Below are 16,020 nucleotides of genomic sequence, written 5' to 3' on the forward strand. Positions count from 1 at the left end.
GGGGTTCAGCGCATCTTGCCGCGCTGCGGCCGCGCCTTCATGGGGTCGATGCCCTTCGGGATCGGCAGGGGCGTCTGGAGCGAGTTCAGGCGGTTCGACACCGCGAGCACCTCGGGCTTGGTGAGCGTGCGCTTGGTCTTGCGGAGCGTGGCCGGCAGGCGGTGCAGCTCGACGGAGCCGTCGTCATGACCCACCGAGATCAGCGTGATCGGCACGTTCGGGAGGATTCGGGCGACCTTGCGCTGCTCCTCGTCGAGCATGCGCTTCGTTCGGGTGACCGGGCCTTCGCTGATGAGTGCGACCCCGCCGCGACCCACCGCACGGTAGACGGCGTCCTGCGTCTTGCCGTTCACGGCGATCGGCATCTCGTTGCCGATCCAGCCGCCGCGGAGGCCGCTGCGCAGCACCGCGCCGACCGCACCCGGCTGGCCGTCGATCTGCGCGTACGCAGCTCGCTCGGCGCGGCGGCCGAGGATGACGAGGGCGAGCAGCACGCCCGCCAGCACTCCGGCGACGACCCAGAGCGTGATGGTGAGGCCGTTGCCCTCGCCCAGCCACAGCGCGAGCGCGAGGCCGACGAGCACCGGAGCGAGGAATGCGAGGAGCATGAGCCACTGTGCGCTCGAGTCGTAGCGGCGGGTCATCTGGAAGACCTGCCACATCTGCTTCATGCGGCCGGGCTCCTTCGGAGCGGACGGCTTGTCCTTCGTGCGTGCCATGGTCTCAAGGATACCGGGGGCTGGTGCCGCCTCCGACCGCGTTCTCGGTGGGCGGAGGCGGCCCGTCGCCCTAGCCGACCGCCTGCGCGAACCCGAGCGAGGCATCGGCGAGATGCGCGAGCTCGGCGGGGAGCGTGCGGCCCTTCACCTGCATGGACTGCGCCCACAGGCGTCCGGCCCGGTACGAGGACCGCACGAGGGGGCCGGCGAGCACGCCGAGGAATCCGATCTCCTCTGCCTCGGCCTTCAGTTCGACGAACTCCTCGGGCCGCACCCAGCGGTGCACCGGGAGGTGGCGAGGGCTCGGCCGCAGGTACTGCGTGATCGTGATGATGTCGGTGCCGGCGTCGTGCAGGTCGCGGAGCGCCTGCGAGATCTCCACGCGATCCTCGCCCATGCCGAGGATCAGGTTGGACTTCGTGATGAGTCCGGCGTCGCGGCCCTGCGTGATGACGTCGAGCGAGCGCTCGTAGCGGAACGCGGGTCGGATGCGCTTGAAGATGCGCGGCACGGTCTCGACGTTGTGGGCGAAGACCTCGGGCCGGGCCGAGAACACCTCGCCGAGCAGCTCCGGATTGCCGGAGAAGTCGGGCACGAGGATCTCGACGCCGGTGCCGGGCGACTGGCGGTGGATCTCGCGGATGGTCTCCGCGTACAGCCACGCGCCCTCATCGGGCAGGTCGTCGCGTGCGACGCCCGTGACCGTTGAGTACCGCAGCTGCATCCGCACGACCGACTCGGCCACGCGACGCGGCTCGTCGACGTCGTAGTCGGCGGGCTTGCCGGTGTCGATCTGGCAGAAGTCGCACCGGCGCGTGCACTGCGAGCCGCCGATGAGGAAGGTCGCCTCGCGGTCCTCCCAGCACTCGTAGATGTTCGGGCAGCCCGCCTCCTGGCAGACCGTGTGGAGTTCCTCGCTCTTCACGAGGCTCTGCAGCTGGCGGTACTCGGGGCCCATCTTCGCGCGGGTCTTGATCCATTCGGGCTTGCGCTCGATCGGCGTCTGCGCGTTGCGGACCTCGAGGCGCAGCATCCGGCGCCCCTCGGGTGCGGTGCTCATGCGGCGACCGCCGCCTCGGCGTCGGCCAGGAATCGCCGCGTGATCGGCGCGACCAGGTCTTCGGGGATCACGTCGTACCCGAGTTCGCGTGTGATGGTGGTCACGCCGGCGTCTCGGATGCCGCACGCGACGATCCTCGAATAGGGCTCGAGCGAGTTGCTGCAGTTGAGCGCGAACCCGTGCATCGTGACGCCGTCGGCGACGCGGATGCCGATGGCCGCGATCTTGTTCTCGCGGCCGGGCTCACCGACCCAGACGCCCGAACGGCCCTCCACGCGGCGACCGACGACCCCGAGGTCGGCGAGCACGTCGATGAGGATGCCCTCGAGCCGGCGCACGTAGCCGACCACGTCGATCGGCTCTGCGAGGCGGAGGATCGGATAGCCGACGAGCTGCCCAGGGCCGTGCCACGTGATCTTGCCGCCGCGGTCGACGTCGATGACGGGAGTCCCGTCGGTCGGCCGCTCGTCGGGCGCGGTGCGCTTGCCGGCGGTGTAGACGGAGGGGTGCTCCAGGAGGATGACGGTGTCGGGGCGTTCGCCCCCGACGACCGCGCGATGGACGGCGCGCTGAAGGTCGAGACCCTCGATGTACGGCACGGAGTTGGCGCTTAGCCCCGCGACGACGAAGTCGAGCATGCGGTCCAGTCTAGGCGGCCCGGCGCCGCCCACGGCCACGGGCGGCAAGGCGAGGCCGGCGGGACTCGTCCTCGACACCGTCGGGCGTGCGCGCGACGCTCACGCGCGACGCCGTGCGTCAGCCCGTCGCCCCGAGGATCGTCGAGCATCGTCGCATGAGCCGTCGTCCACGCCGTGCCAGTCCCGCGCCGTCGCCCCAGAACGGCGACGCGCCGCCGCTCGAGGGCAGGCTCGTCGGGTACCGCCTCGTGCGGCGGATCGCCTCGGGCGACCGCGCCGACGTGTACCTCGCCGCAGCCGGGGCCGCCGAGCCGCTCGAGCCCGCGGTCGAGTTCGCGCCGGGGGGAGCGCAGTCCGCAGACGCCGCCGCCGCACCCGTGCTCGTGGTCCTGCGGGTCTACGACGCCGACGTGCCCGAGGCATCCATCGCGTGCGAGATCGACGCGATGTCGGCGGATGCCTCGGGCACGCTCCCCGCGCTCCACGACGTCGCGACGCTCGACGACGGCCGTTGCTGCGTGGTCGTCGAGCGCATCGGGGGCGTCTCCCTCGCGCGGGTCCTCGCCGAGCGCACGATCGCCGCGGGCGAGGCCGTGACGATCCTGGCGCCGATCGTCGTGGCGGTCGAAGAGTTGGCGCGCGGCGGGTTCGTCCACGCCGGTCTCGCGGCGAACGACGTCCTCCTCGATGACGCCGGACGACCGCGCCTCGTCGGGCTGGGCTCGCTGCAGAGACTCCCGGCACATGGGGCGGAGCGCATCGCGATGGTGCGGCTCGCGCATGAACGCCTCGCCGACCTGCTCGAGGACGTGACCGCCGCGGTCGTGCCGGTGGGGGCGTTCGACGAGGCCGTCGAACTGATCCGCGCGCGCCTCGCCGTGCGCCCGTTCGTGCCGTGCGAGGCCGATCTCGAACGGCGGTTGTTCGCGGCGGCGGCGCCCGAGCCGATCCGCGGAATCGACGTGCGGCCACGGCCGCGACGGCTGCCCGCACGCCTCGCCCCGCCCGTGGCCGCGGAGGAAGCGCACGACGTCGTGTCGCCGCCCGGCCGTGGAATCGGCGTGATCGGTGGCGGGCTCCGAAGGATGCTCGCACTGGCGCAGGCGCCCGACGAAGTCGTGGAGCAGGTCGCGGGTGCCGCCGACGTGGATCTCCTGGCTCAGGTGCAGCGGCGGATCGGCGCGGTCGTCCGCGGACGAGGGCGCTCCTTGACGTTCGGTGCGCTCATCGGGGGCGCGGCGCTGGTGGTGATGCTCACGCTCGTGCCGCCCATGACCGCGGACGACGTCCGCCGGCCGTCGGCGGATTCCTCGGCGGCAACGCTCCGGCCGGAGGACATGCCGGATGCCCCGACCACGGGTGCCGGAGCGGCTCCCGACGCCGCGGTGGCCGACGCGACCGAGACACCGGAGCCCCACGACGAGGCGGCGATCATGAGAGCGGACGATCCCGTCGCCGCGGCGATCGTGTTGCTGGAGCGCCGTGCAGGATGCTTCGAGGTCCTCGATCTCGACTGCATCGGAACGGTGGTGCAGCCGGGGTCGGCCATCGAGGCGGCCGACCTGAATGCGATCGCCGCTGCGCGCGATGGCGCCGAGCCGCCCTCCACCCGCTTCGACCCTGCGACCATCGAGCTCGCCGCGGAGATGGGTGGTGCGGTGCTGGTCCGCGCCGAGACGACCCCCGGACGTGAACCGGCCTCGCTCCTCATGGTGAGGGGCGAGGCCGGTTGGCGTCTGCGCGAGCTGTTCGACTAGATCCCGAGCTGCGACTCGAAGTCGCCTTCCTCGAGGCGCTCCTTGACCGCGGTGAGGAAGCGTGCCGCATCCGCGCCGTCGATGATGCGGTGATCGTACGAGAGGGCGAGATAGATCATCGAGCGGATCGCGATAGCGTCCTCTCCGTCCTGCTTGACCACGACGGGGCGCTTCACGACGATCCCGGTGCCGAGGATCGCCGACTGCGGCAGGAAGACGACCGGGGTGTCGAAGAGCGCGCCGCGCGAGCCGGTGTTGGTCAGCGTGAACGTGCCACCCGAGAGTTCGTCGGGCTTCAGCTGGTTGTTGCGGGTGCGTCCGGCGAGGTCGGCGATCTGGGCCGCGAGCTCGGCGATGTCGAGGTCGCCGGCGTTGCGGATCACCGGGGTCAGGAGTCCACGCTCGGTGTCGACCGCGATGCTCATGTTCTCGGTGGGCGGGTACACGATGCTGTCGCCGTCGACCGTCGAGTTGATGATCGGGTAGGCGCGGAGCGCCTCCGCGGCGGCGAGCGCGAAGAACGGCAGGAACGACAGCTTGTTGCCGGTCTTCTCGAGGAATGCGCCCTTCACGCGGTCTCGCAGGCGCGCGACGCGGGTGACGTCCACCTCGACGACCGTGGTGAGCTGGGCGGTCGACGTCATCGAGACGACGGCACGCTCGGCCACGACCTTGCGGAGGCGAGTCATCGGCACCGTCGTGCCGCGGAGCGGCGAGACTTCGAGGGGCGTGCGGGCAGGTGCGGCGGCCGCGACCTGCGCCGCCGGCACCACGTGCGCCGAGATGACGTCCTGCTTGCGGATGCGTCCTCCGACGCCCGTGCCCGTCACCCTCGCGAGGTCGACGCCCTGCTCGTTGGCCAGCTTCCGCACGATCGGCGTCACGTAGCCGCTCGTGCCAGCGTGGGCCCCTGACGGTGCGGCGGGCGCAGCCGGAGCCGGAGCGACAGGCGCTGCGGGTGCCGGGGCAGCGGGGGCCGCCTGCGGTACGGGTGCGGCGGGCGCCTCGGGAGTCGGCGCCGGAGCGGGTGCGGCCGGAGCAGCGGGAGCCGCCTCGGCGACCGGAGCTGCGGGCGCCGCCTGCGGCGCGGGTGCGGCGGGCGCCTCGGGAATCGGAACCGGCGCCGGTGCGACCGGAGCTGCGGGTGCCGCCTGCGGCGCGGGTGCGGCGGGCGCCTCGAAGACCGGCGCCGGAGCGGGAACGGGAGCCGGTGCGGCGGGCGCAGCCTCGGGCGCCGGCGCAGCCGCCGCGGGGGCTTCCTGGGCGGGCGCCGCAGCAGCGGAACCGTTGCCGATCGTCACCAGGGGGGTGCCCACCTCGACCGTCTCGTCCTCCTGGACGAGGATCGCCTCGATGACCCCGGCCACCGGCGACGGGATCTCGGTGTCGACCTTGTCGGTCGACACCTCGAGCAGCGGTTCGTCGACCTCCACACGGTCGCCGACGTTCTTCAGCCAGCGTGTGACCGTGCCCTCCGTGACACTCTCCCCGAGTGCCGGGAGGCTGACGGATTCGCTCATGCGCTTGTCTCCTTCACAGCGTGTGACGCTTTCTAGCTTATTGCAGTCGTGTTTCCAGGGTCCGGCTCAGAGCACGTGGAGCGGCTTGCCGGCCAGCTTCAGGAACGCCTCGCCGAGCGCCTCGTTCTGCGTCGGGTGGGCGTGGATGAACGGCGCGATGTCCTCGGGGTACGCCTCCCAGTTGACCGCGAGCTGGGCTTCGCCGATCAGTTCGCCGACGCGCGCGCCGATCATGTGCACGCCGACCACCGGGCCGTCGTTCACGCGCACCACCTTGATGGAGCCGCTCGTCCCGAGGATGTGGCTCTTGCCGTTGCCGGCGAGGTTGTACTCGTACGAGGAGACCTGGTCGGCGCCGAACTTCTCGGCCGCGCGCGACTCGGTGTAGCCGATCGAGGCGACCTCGGGCTCGCAGTAGGTGACCTTCGGGATGTTGACGTCCTCGACGACGATCGGGTTGAGGCCGGCGATCTCCTCTGCGACGAAGATGCCCTGCTGGAAGCCGCGGTGCGCGAGCTGGAGGCCGGGGACGATGTCGCCGACCGCATAGACGCCGGGCACGTTGGTCGCGAGCCGCTCGTTCGTGATGACGAAGCCCCGGTCCACGGTGATGCCGGCCTCTTCGTAGCCGAGGCCCTGGGTGACGGGACCGCGGCCGACGGCGACGAGGAGCAGTTCGGCCTCGACGGTCTCACCGTTCTCGAGGGTCACCACGACGCCGTCGTCATGCTGCGTGACGCCCTGGAAGCGGGTGCCGAGCTTGTACTCGATGCCGCGCTTGCGGAACGCGCGCTCGAGCTGTTTCGAGACCGACTCCTCCTCGTTGGGCACGAGGTGGGGGAGGGCCTCGATGATGGTGACCTCGGCGCCGAACGACTTCCAGACGCTCGCGAACTCGACGCCGATGACCCCGCCGCCGAGCACGGCGACCTTGCGCGGCACGAAGTCGAGCTCGAGGGCCTGCTCGCTGGTGATGACGCGGCCGCCGAGCTCGAGACCGGGAAGCGACCGCGAGTAGGAACCGGTGGCGAGCACGATGTTCTTGCCGACGATGCGGTCGTCGCCGACCTGAACGGCGTTCGGTGCGACCAGGCGACCCTCGCCTTCGATCACGGTGATGCCGCGGGCCTTGATGAGGCCCTGCAGGCCCTTGAACTTGCTGGAGACGACAGCCTCGCGGTACTGCGTGACGGCGGGCACGTCGATGCCCTCGAACGTGGAGCGGACGCCGAACTTCGAGGACTCTCGCGAGCTGTCCGCGACCTCGGCCGCGTGCAGCAGCGCCTTCGTCGGGATGCACCCGCGGTGCAGACACGTGCCACCGAGCTTGTCCTTCTCGATCAAGCCGACGGTGAAGCCCAGCTCGGCGGCACGCAGCGCCGCCGCGTACCCTCCGCTGCCGCCACCGAGGATGACAATGTCAAAGTTCTGCTCGGACAAACCGCAATCTCCCTTGCGCAACTGATCTGCGACACGAACTGCCGCCGGTTCGTAGACGGGGGCAGGCTGTATGGGCGACGTTCTCGCCCATACGACCTTACTACCCGGCGACGAGGTCCTCGCCCAGCCGCACGAGCGTGCGCACGGCGACTCCGGTGCCCCCCGATCCGGTGAATCCCCACGCCGCTCCGGCGTTGTTCGACGGCCCCGCGATGTCGAGGTGAGCCCACGGGATCCGCTCGTCCGAACCCTCCCGCGTGCCCACGAACTCGCGCAGGAACACGCCGGCCAGCAGCATGCCGGGGACCGTCACGCCGAGCTTCGTGTTGGCCAGGTCCGCCACGTCGGACTTCAGGAGGGGGAGCAGGTCGTTCGGCAGGGGCATGGGCCAGGTCGCCTCACCGACGGCGTCGGCGGCGGCCCGCACCTTCGCGACGAGGGCATCGTCTCCCATGAGTCCCGAAATGCGGTGTCCGAGGGCGACGACCTGGGCCCCCGTCAGCGTCGCGACGTCGACGATCGCGTCGGGCTGCTCCTCGCTCGCGGCGACGATCCCGTCGGCCATCACGAGGCGGCCCTCGGCGTCGGTGTTGAGGACCTCGACCGTGGTGCCGCCGTGCATGCGCAACACGTCGTTCGGACGCACCGCCGTGCCCGACGGGAGGTTCTCGGCGAGGGCGAGCCAGCCCGTCACGCGGATGGGCACCCGCAGCTCCGCCAGTGCGACCACCGTCGCGAGCACGGCGGCCGCGCCGGCCATGTCGGTCTTCATGCCGACCATCGACGCCATGGGCTTCAGCGACAGGCCGCCGGAATCGAACGTGATGCCCTTCCCGACCAGCGCCAGGTGAGCGGATGCCCCGGCCGGCGCGTAGTCGAGTCGCACGAGCCGCGGACCGCGGCTCGAGCCGAGCCCGACGCCGAGGATGCCCCCGAAGTCATCTGCCGCGAGCGCCTCCTCATCCCACACCTTCGCGGACACGCCTGCACTGCTGGCCGCCTCGACCGCGAGCTCGGCGAGCCGCGCGGGGAAGAGGTCTGCCGGCGACGCGTTCACGAGGTCCTTGGTGCGGGCGACGCCCGCGGCGACCGCACGCACCCGCTCGAGCCCGATCCCGTCCGCATCGAGCGGAGTGTGCAGGGTGATCCGCTCCACGGGCGACTTCGGCTTGGATCGGTACTCCGAGTAGGCGTACGCGCCGAGCGCCGCCCCCTCGAGGGTCGCGGCGGCGACCTCGGCGTCATCCGTGGGAATGGCGATCGCGAGCGAGGTGATGCCGTTGAGCTGGCGCACCGCGCTGCCGACGGCCAGGCGCAGCACCGCCGCATCCACTCCCTCGCCCGTGCCGACCACCGCGACGACGCGCGGGCCGTCGGCGACGCCGGGTAGCCGAGTGAGTTCCTCCGCCGACCCCTTCGCGCCGAGCGCGTGCAGTGCCGCGGCAACCCACTCGAACCCGTCGACGGCGAGCATTTCGGCCCCTTCGGTACCGGACGTCGCCGCGAGAAGCACGACATCGGCGTCGGAGCGGGAGGCGGGGGCGTCGGTGACGGAGAGCGAGGGCACGGTCATGCAGCCGATCGTACGTGTTCGCTCTCGGCATCATCCGACCGGGCCGCAGGCAGCGGGGGTCGTCGGGCGCGTCAGTAGGCTGGATGCATGCGCGATCCCCGCTCCCTCTACGAGCTGAATCCGGACGTCCAGGTGCCGCCCGGGCTGCCGCTCGTCGCCGGGCTGACGGGGTTCGCCGACGCCGGGTCGGCGGTCGCGCAGACGACCGAGTACCTCTTGTCGACGCTCGACACCACCGTCGTCGCGACGTTCGATGCCGACGAGCTGCTCGACTACCGAGCGCGTCGGCCGATCATCCTCTTCCAGGGCGACCACCTCGCCGACTACCGACCGCCGCGCCTGAGCCTCGACCTCGCGCGCGACGAGATCGGCCAGCAGTTCCTCATGCTCACGGGCTACGAGCCCGACTTCCAGTGGGAGCGGTTCGGGGCGGCCGTGCTCGGCCTGATCGACGAGCTGCAGGTGTCGTCGACGACGTGGATCAACTCGATCCCGATGCCCGTGCCCCACACGCGACCGATCGGCATGACCGTGAGCGGCAACCGCCCCGACCTCATCGAGGCGATGTCGATCTGGCGGCCCACCACGCAGGTGCCGTCGAATGCACTGCACCTCGTCGAGTACCGACTGCAGGAGCAGGGCCATCCCACCACCGGCTTCGTCCTCCTCGTCCCGCACTACCTCAGCGACGCCGAGTACCCGACCGCAGCCGTCGCCGCCATCGAGGCGATCAGCGCGTCCACTGGACGCATCTTCCCCACCGACGTGCTGCGTGAGCAGGGCCGCGAGTTCGTCGCCCGCATCGACGAGCAGGTCGCGGAGAACGGCGAGCTCGCGAAGCTCGTCGGCACGCTCGAGGAACGGCACGACTCCTACATGGAGGGCACGACCCTCCGGTCGCCGCTCACCGACGAGGACGGCGAGCTGCCATCCGCCGACGAGATCGCCGCCGAGCTCGAGAACTTCCTCGCGTACCGTCGCACTCGCGACGACGACACGCCGCTCGGCGGCTGACGCTGCCTCACGCCGATCACCGGCGCGCGCCGCGTGCAGCGGCGGAGTGGGGGATCCGCGCGATCGGCGGTCGACGGGAATGCGCGGCAGGTGGCGCGCGTTGCAATCCGTGGGGAGGAATGCGCGGGCCGCGCGTTCGGCGGGGTACATGCCTGTATAATGAAGGCAGGACCCGTTCTGGTCCGCAGGTGCGACGCGCTCGCGCCGATCATGCGGACTTGACATGGGTCCTCATAGTGTCCGAAAACGACCGGGCCGGGGGTGCGAGCCGAGTGTCCGAGAGGGCACGCGCCGCGCGACGGTAGGAGAGGTTCAACGAATGGCAACGACGAAGGCTGCGACGTCGGCGAAGAGCGAGGCGGAGAAGCCCGCTGCGACGCGCGCGACGGCCGCGAAGTCGACCGCCGCGAAGACGGCCGCGACGCCCGCGGCGAAGACGAAGACTTCCGCGGCGAAGGCCGGCGGCACGAAGACGACCGCGTCCAAGGGCGCGGCGACGCCGGCGACGAAGACGCCGCGCACCAGCACGGCGAAGGCCGGGGCGAAGCCGCGCGGCAAGGCCAAGGCCGACGCCGCGGGCGAGGACGAGGACGAGGTCGACCCCGCGGAGCTCGAGGACGTCGAGGTCGACGCAGAGGTCGAGGTCGAGGTCGCGACGACCGAGGTGACGGTGGACGAGGCCGGCGACGACGCGGCATCCGACACCGACGGCGACGATGAGGATGCGAAGCCAGTCGTGGTCGAGCCGCACCCGACCGGCGCCCTCGTGCTGCGCGCGGTCGACGATGAAGACGAGGTCCCGGTCTACTCGAGCGCCATCACCGGTGCCACGGCCGACCCCGTCAAGGACTACCTGAAGCAGATCGGCAAGGTCGCGCTCCTGAACGCGGCCGAAGAGGTCGAGCTCGCGATGCGCATCGAGGCGGGCCTGTTCGCCGAGGAGAAGCTGTCGCACATGAGCGACGCCGAGAAGCGCTCGCAGCTCGGCCGCGAGCTGCAGTGGGTGGCGAAGGACGGGCAGCGCGCGAAGAGCCACCTGCTCGGTGCGAACCTCCGCCTCGTGGTCTCGCTCGCCAAGCGCTATACCGGCCGCGGCATGCAGTTCCTCGACCTGATCCAGGAGGGCAACCTCGGCCTCATCCGTGCGGTCGAGAAGTTCGACTACACCAAGGGCTTCAAGTTCTCGACGTACGCGACGTGGTGGATCCGCCAGGCGATCACCCGTGCGATGGCCGACCAGGCCCGCACCATCCGCATCCCGGTGCACATGGTCGAGGTCATCAACAAGCTCGCCCGCGTGCAGCGGCAGATGCTGCAGGACCTCGGCCGCGAGCCCACGCCCGAGGAGCTGAGCCGCGAGCTCGACATGACCCCCGAGAAGGTCATCGAGGTGCAGAAGTACGGCCGCGAGCCCATCTCGCTGCACACGCCGCTCGGTGAGGACGGGGACAGCGAGTTCGGCGACCTCATCGAGGACACCGAGGCGGTCGTCCCAGCCGATGCCGTCGGATTCACGATGCTGCAGAAGCAGCTCGAGTCGCTCCTCGATTCGCTGAGCGAGCGTGAGGCGGGCGTCATCCGGATGCGCTTCGGGCTCGGCGACGGGATGCCGAAGACGCTCGATCAGATCGGCGACACCTTCGGCGTGACCCGCGAGCGGATCCGCCAGATCGAGTCCAAGACGATGGCGAAGCTGCGCCACCCGTCGCGCTCGCAGTCGCTCCGCGACTACCTCGAGTAGGCCGCACGTGCGCTACGCGCCGGCGATCCTCGTCGGCAGGCTCACCCGATTCGCCGCCCGGCTGCGCAAGCCCGGCGGCGGATCGGCCGTTCCGGGCCTCGTCGTCAACCGCATCGCCCCCGGCTACATGAAGCGCACCCTGTCGGGATTCCCGCAGGGTCTCGTGGTCGTGTCGGGGTCGAGCGGCAAGTCGACGACCACGAAGATGCTCGTCGCGATCCTTCGTGCCCATAGCGTCGACGTGTTCACGAACCCATCGACCGCGAACATCAGCCAGGGGCTCACGTCTGCACTCCTGGAACGGGCGGACTGGCAGGGCCGCGTGCCCGGCGAGGTCGCGGTGCTCGAGATGGACGAGGGCCACGGCGCCCTCGTCATGCAGGGCGTCGACGCGCGAGTCGTGGCGCTGACGAACGTGATGGTCGACCAGATCGACCGGTTCCACGACTCCGAGATGGTGGCCGGCATGCTCGGCCGCATCGCCGCCCGTGCACACGAGGCGATCGTCGTGAACGCGGATGACGCGTACCTCGAGCGCCTCGCTGCCAAGGCCGGTCCGGATGTCGCGGTCCATCGGTTCGGCGTGTCCGCCGAGGTGCTCGCTCGCTCGCCGCGCGGACTCGGGTACACGGAGACGAGCACGACGCGCCTCGGGGAGGGCTCCGGCATCGTCGTGGCGTCGGTGGACGGTGCGTCCGCCCTGCTGCACGATGGCGCGGCATCCGTCGACGTCCGCCTGCCTGCACGCGGCACCCACTACGCGGTGGACGCCGCGGCCGCCTACGCCACCGCGAAGGCGGTGCTGGGGGAGCGGTTCTCGCCGGTGACGGCGGCCGACGCGCTGAGCGCCATCCCCGCCGTCTTCGGCCGGGGGGAGCGCGTGCGCGTGCGCGGGCAGGAGGTGGAGTTCGTGCTCGTGCAGAACCCCGCCAGCTATCAGCTGAACGTCGACAGCATCGAGCCCGGCACCGAGCAGATCCTCTTCGCCATCGGATCCGACGTCCGCGATCCTTCGTACTTCTGGCCGACGGATGCCTCGTCGCTCGGCCGTGTGGCGATCGTGAGCGGATCCAAGGCGCCCGAGGCGGCACTCATGCTCGCCTACGACGGCGTGGAGATCGACCGCGTCGAGCCCGACCTCGGCCGCGCGCTCGACGAATTCCTCGCTGCGCCCGAACCGAAGCACGGCCTGAAGACGATCGTCTTCTCGGCCGACGCGATGCGCCGTACGCGCGCCCACCTCGGACTCACGGGAGCGGAATGACCCTGACGATCGTGACGCTCCTGCCCGGCCTGCAGAACACGAACGGCGACGCCGAGAATGCGACCGTGCTCGTCAGGCGGGCCCAGTGGGCGGGCCTCGACGCACGCGTGATCGCGGTCGACTCCCGCGACGACCTGCCCGAGCGCGTCGACGCCGTCGTGCTCGGCTCGGGCAGCGACTCCTCGCTCGAGGCGAGTCGCGACGCCCTGCTGACGATGCACGACGAGCTCCGCGTGTGGGGCACCGAGGGCATCCCGATCCTCGCGGTGGGCACCGGCTGGGAGCTGCTGAGCTGGGGCATCGAGCGCGCCGACGGCTCGAGCCTCGAGGGCCTCGGCGTCCTCCCGGGTCGTGCCGTGCCGCGGGGGGCCAGGGTCACGGGCGACCTCGTGGTGGCCTCGTCCCGGTTCGGGCTGCTCGTCGGTTTCGAGAACCACGCGCGCGACTATGTCGGCGCCGAGGGTTCGCCGCTCGGGCGCGTGCGCTCCGGGAGCGGCAACGGGCGCGACGGGGGCCAGGAGGGCGTCGTCATGGGCGCCGTCATCGGCACACACCTGCACGGCCCGGTGCTCGCGAAGAACCCGGCGTTCGCCGATCAGCTGCTCGGCATGATGGCCCAGCGCTCGGGGCTCGAGTACGCGCCCGGCGAGCGGGCCGCGCTCGTCGACGGATACGCGGCGGCCGCCCGCGATGCCCAGCTGGGCGCGGCGCGGGCGGCGGCATCCGTCGACGACGCCTGACGTTCCAGGCGGTGGCGCCGCCGAACGACGAACGCCCCGGTGATCACCGGGGCGTTCATGTCGTATTCGATGGGGTCAGTCGCGACCGTCGACGAGGAGTCGGCTCGACTCGTCGTGCCAGCTGTGGGCGATCTGCGAGAGCTTCTCCTCGTGCTTGCGGCCGTGATGGGCGCAGAAGAGCAGTTCGCCGCTCGCGACGACGACCCGGATGTACGCCTGGGCGCCGCATGCGTCGCAGCGGTCGAGCGCGGTGAGTTCATACGGGGTGTCGAGTTCGTCGACCGCACCGCTGGTGTCGGCGTGGTTCGTCATGGCTCCTCCTCCTGGCTCACGCGTGATATTCCGTGCATCAATGAAAACACGGCACCGACGCACTTCGTTCCGTTTGGCGGGCATTTCGCTCAGCGCGTAGCGCCTCGCACGCGGTGTCGTCCCGCGTCAGTAGGCTTGTGCGACGTGAGCTCCGACTATTCCGCCCGCCATCTCTCCGTCCTCGAGGGACTCGAGGCGGTGCGCAAACGGCCCGGCATGTACGTCGGCTCGACCGACTCGCGCGGGCTGATGCACTGCCTCTGGGAGATCATCGACAACTCGGTCGACGAGGCCCTCGCCGGCCACGGCAACGAGATCGGGGTCATCCTCCACCCCGATGGCAGCGTCGAGGTGCGCGACCGCGCCCGCGGGATCCCGGTGGACATCGAGCCCAAGACGGGGCTCTCCGGCGTCGAGGTCGTGTTCACGAAGCTGCATGCGGGCGGCAAGTTCGGCTCGGGCTCGTACGCGGCGTCGGGCGGCCTGCACGGCGTCGGGGCATCCGTCGTGAACGCGCTGTCGGAGCGGCTCGACGTCGAGGTCGACCGCGGCGGCAAGACCTGGGCGATGTCCTTCCACCGTGGCGAGCCCGGTGTGTTCGCCGACACCGGTGCGCCGTCGCCCGACGCGCCGTTCACCCCCTTCGAGGTGCGCAGCGAGCTGCGGGTCGTCGGCAAGGTGGCCAAGGGCGTCACCGGCACGCGCATCCGGTACTGGGCCGACCGGCAGACCTTCACGAAGGGCGCGGAGTTCCAGACCGACGAACTGCTCGCACGGGCACGCCAGACGGCGTTCCTCGTGCCGGGGCTCGTCATCGACGTCACCGACGAGCGCGGTACGGAGCCGCACACGACGTCGTTCCAGTTCGACGGCGGCATCTCCGAGTTCGTCGAGCACCTCGCGACCGATGCCCCGCTGACCGACGTGTGGCGCATCACAGGCGATGGCGGCTTCAGCGAGACGGTGCCGGTACTGACCGACGGGGGCGCGATGGTGCCGACCGAACTGCGGCGCGAATGCCACGTCGACATCGCCCTGCGCTGGGGCACCGGCTACGACACCGTGGTGAAGTCCTTCGTCAACATCATCGCCACGCCGAAGGGCGGCACACACCAGACGGGCTTCGACCAGGGCCTCCTCAGGTTCATGCGCCAGCAGGTCGAGCAGAACGCCCGCCGGCTGAAGGCCGGCGCAGCGTTCACAGGAGGTGGCAAGCTGGAGAAGGATGACGTGCTCGCCGGGCTCACGGCGGTCATCACCGTCCGCCTGCCGGAGCCGCAGTTCGAGGGCCAGACCAAGGAGGTGCTCGGCACCCCGGCGGTGCGCTCCATCGTGACGAACGTGCTCACGAACGAACTCGGCGCGAGGTTCGCCTCCACGAAGCGCGACGACAAGGCGCAGTCGGCGCTGCTCCTCGACAAGGTCGTCGCAGAGATGAAGTCGCGCATCTCGGCCCGCGCGCACAAGGAGACGCAGCGGCGCAAGAACGCGCTCGAGAGCTCGTCGCTGCCGGCGAAGCTCGTGGACTGCCGCTCGAGCGACATCGCGCACAGCGAGCTGTTCATCGTCGAGGGCGACTCGGCGCTCGGCACCGCGAAGCTCGCACGCGACAGCGAACACCAGGCGCTGCTGCCGATCCGCGGCAAGATCCTCAACGTGCAGAAGGCGAGCGTGTCCGACATGCTCGGCAACGCCGAGTGCGCCTCGATCATCCAGGTGATCGGGGCAGGCTCCGGGCGCAGCTTCGACCTGTCGGCTGCCCGCTACGGCAAGGTCATCATCATGAGCGACGCCGACGTCGACGGCGCCCACATCCGCACGCTGCTGCTCACGCTCTTCTTCCGCTACATGCGACCGATGATCGAAGAGGGCCGGGTCTTCGCGGCCGTGCCGCCGCTGCACCGCGTGGTCGTGATGAACCCCGGCTCGAAGCCCAACGAGACCGTCTACACCTACTCGGAGCCCGATCTCCAAGGCGTACTGGCGACGCTCAAGAAGCAGAACCGGCGATATCAGGACCCGATCCAGCGCTACAAGGGCCTCGGCGAGATGGACGCCGACCAGCTCGCGACGACGACGATGGACAAGCGCCACCGCACGCTGCGCCGCGTCGGCCTCGGCGACGCCGAGAACGCCGGACGCGTGTTCGAGCTGCTCATGGGCAACGACGTGGCGCCCCGCAAGGAGTTCATCATCGACAGCTCCGACGCGCTGGAGCGCGACCGCATCGACGCCTGACCGT

13 protein-coding genes are annotated in these 16,020 nt (G+C 70.7%); 6 read left to right on the forward strand and 7 right to left on the reverse strand.

Annotation, left to right across the window (positions count from 1 at the left end):
* Positions 1-5: 5 nt before the first annotated feature.
* The 3 genes from ASG80_RS13745 to lipB form a co-directional block, all read right to left on the reverse strand.
* Complete coding sequence (locus tag ASG80_RS13745) at positions 6-719, reverse strand: DUF4191 domain-containing protein (RefSeq protein WP_056731630.1); 714 nt, start codon at positions 717-719, stop codon at positions 6-8.
* Between the two features lie 70 nt (positions 720-789).
* The gene (gene lipA / locus ASG80_RS13750; RefSeq protein ID WP_056731632.1) at positions 790-1,779 is read right to left on the reverse strand and encodes a lipoyl synthase; all 990 of its coding nucleotides are present in this window, start codon (positions 1,777-1,779) and stop codon (positions 790-792) included.
* Positions 1,776-2,417, reverse strand: a complete 642-nt coding sequence (lipB, locus tag ASG80_RS13755; RefSeq protein WP_056731634.1) for a lipoyl(octanoyl) transferase LipB — start codon at positions 2,415-2,417, stop codon at positions 1,776-1,778. Before lipB ends, lipA begins: the two co-directional genes overlap by 4 nt.
* 155 nt (positions 2,418-2,572) lie before the next feature.
* On the opposite strand from lipB, the gene ASG80_RS13760 reads away from it, so the two are divergent.
* Entirely contained in the window at positions 2,573-4,174 is a 1,602-nt protein-coding gene (locus ASG80_RS13760) for a hypothetical protein (protein ID WP_156401849.1), read from the forward strand.
* Here ASG80_RS13760 and sucB read toward each other — a convergent pair.
* From sucB to ASG80_RS13775, 3 genes are all read right to left on the reverse strand, one after another.
* Positions 4,171-5,694, reverse strand: a complete 1,524-nt coding sequence (sucB, locus tag ASG80_RS13765; RefSeq protein ID WP_056731638.1) for a 2-oxoglutarate dehydrogenase, E2 component, dihydrolipoamide succinyltransferase — start codon at positions 5,692-5,694, stop codon at positions 4,171-4,173. The genes ASG80_RS13760 and sucB overlap by 4 nt on opposite strands.
* Before the next feature lie 66 nt (positions 5,695-5,760).
* Complete coding sequence (lpdA, locus tag ASG80_RS13770) at positions 5,761-7,134, reverse strand: dihydrolipoyl dehydrogenase (protein ID WP_056731640.1); 1,374 nt, start codon at positions 7,132-7,134, stop codon at positions 5,761-5,763.
* A 100-nt stretch (positions 7,135-7,234) separates the two neighbouring features.
* Positions 7,235-8,707, reverse strand: a complete 1,473-nt coding sequence (locus tag ASG80_RS13775; protein ID WP_056731642.1) for a leucyl aminopeptidase — start codon at positions 8,705-8,707, stop codon at positions 7,235-7,237.
* An 87-nt stretch (positions 8,708-8,794) separates the two neighbouring features.
* Here ASG80_RS13775 and ASG80_RS13780 point away from each other — a divergent pair, with 87 nt between their 5' ends.
* The 4 genes from ASG80_RS13780 (at position 8,795) to ASG80_RS13795 (ending at position 13,466) form a co-directional block, all read left to right on the forward strand.
* Positions 8,795-9,721, forward strand: a complete 927-nt coding sequence (locus tag ASG80_RS13780; RefSeq protein ID WP_056731644.1) for a proteasome assembly chaperone family protein — start codon at positions 8,795-8,797, stop codon at positions 9,719-9,721.
* A gap of 319 nt (positions 9,722-10,040) precedes the next feature.
* Positions 10,041-11,462, forward strand: coding sequence for an RNA polymerase sigma factor (locus ASG80_RS13785; RefSeq protein WP_056731646.1), 1,422 nt, complete (start codon positions 10,041-10,043; stop codon positions 11,460-11,462).
* 7 nt (positions 11,463-11,469) lie between these two features.
* A complete protein-coding gene (locus ASG80_RS13790; protein WP_056731648.1) occupies positions 11,470-12,726 on the forward strand; it encodes a MurT ligase domain-containing protein in 1,257 nt (418 codons plus the stop codon).
* On the forward strand, positions 12,723-13,466 hold the full coding sequence (locus ASG80_RS13795; protein ID WP_056731650.1) for a type 1 glutamine amidotransferase: 744 nt from the start codon (positions 12,723-12,725) through the stop codon (positions 13,464-13,466). The genes ASG80_RS13790 and ASG80_RS13795 overlap by 4 nt, the downstream gene beginning before the upstream one ends.
* Positions 13,467-13,541: 75 nt before the next feature.
* On the opposite strand, the gene ASG80_RS13800 is transcribed toward ASG80_RS13795, so the two are convergent.
* Positions 13,542-13,778: a hypothetical protein gene (locus ASG80_RS13800; RefSeq protein ID WP_056731652.1), complete on the reverse strand. Its 237-nt coding sequence runs from the start codon at positions 13,776-13,778 to the stop codon at positions 13,542-13,544.
* Positions 13,779-13,922: 144 nt separating this feature from the next.
* Here ASG80_RS13800 and ASG80_RS13805 point away from each other — a divergent pair, with 144 nt between their 5' ends.
* On the forward strand, positions 13,923-16,016 hold the full coding sequence (locus ASG80_RS13805; protein ID WP_056731655.1) for a type IIA DNA topoisomerase subunit B: 2,094 nt from the start codon (positions 13,923-13,925) through the stop codon (positions 16,014-16,016).
* The last annotated feature ends 4 nt before the right edge of the window (positions 16,017-16,020 follow it).

It is taken from the genome of Agromyces sp. Soil535 (genome assembly GCF_001428255.1).
In the GTDB taxonomy this organism is placed as follows: Bacteria; Actinomycetota; Actinomycetes; order Actinomycetales; family Microbacteriaceae; genus Agromyces.

What these genes read in the sequence shown, in the direction of transcription:
- sucB (WP_056731638.1), bottom strand. Translation starts at nt 5,694, where the DNA reads ATGAGCGAATCCGTCAGCCTCCCGGCACTCGGGGAGAGTGTCACGGAG.
- ASG80_RS13775 (WP_056731642.1), bottom strand. Translation starts at nt 8,707, where the DNA reads ATGACCGTGCCCTCGCTCTCCGTCACCGACGCCCCCGCCTCCCGCTCC.
- ASG80_RS13785 (WP_056731646.1), top strand. Translation starts at nt 10,041, where the DNA reads ATGGCAACGACGAAGGCTGCGACGTCGGCGAAGAGCGAGGCGGAGAAG.
- ASG80_RS13780 (WP_056731644.1), top strand. Translation starts at nt 8,795, where the DNA reads ATGCGCGATCCCCGCTCCCTCTACGAGCTGAATCCGGACGTCCAGGTG.
- ASG80_RS13760 (WP_156401849.1), top strand. Translation starts at nt 2,573, where the DNA reads ATGAGCCGTCGTCCACGCCGTGCCAGTCCCGCGCCGTCGCCCCAGAAC.
- ASG80_RS13795 (WP_056731650.1), top strand. Translation starts at nt 12,723, where the DNA reads ATGACCCTGACGATCGTGACGCTCCTGCCCGGCCTGCAGAACACGAAC.
- ASG80_RS13800 (WP_056731652.1), bottom strand. Translation starts at nt 13,778, where the DNA reads ATGACGAACCACGCCGACACCAGCGGTGCGGTCGACGAACTCGACACC.
- ASG80_RS13745 (WP_056731630.1), bottom strand. Translation starts at nt 719, where the DNA reads ATGGCACGCACGAAGGACAAGCCGTCCGCTCCGAAGGAGCCCGGCCGC.
- lipA (WP_056731632.1), bottom strand. Translation starts at nt 1,779, where the DNA reads ATGAGCACCGCACCCGAGGGGCGCCGGATGCTGCGCCTCGAGGTCCGC.
- lipB (WP_056731634.1), bottom strand. Translation starts at nt 2,417, where the DNA reads ATGCTCGACTTCGTCGTCGCGGGGCTAAGCGCCAACTCCGTGCCGTAC.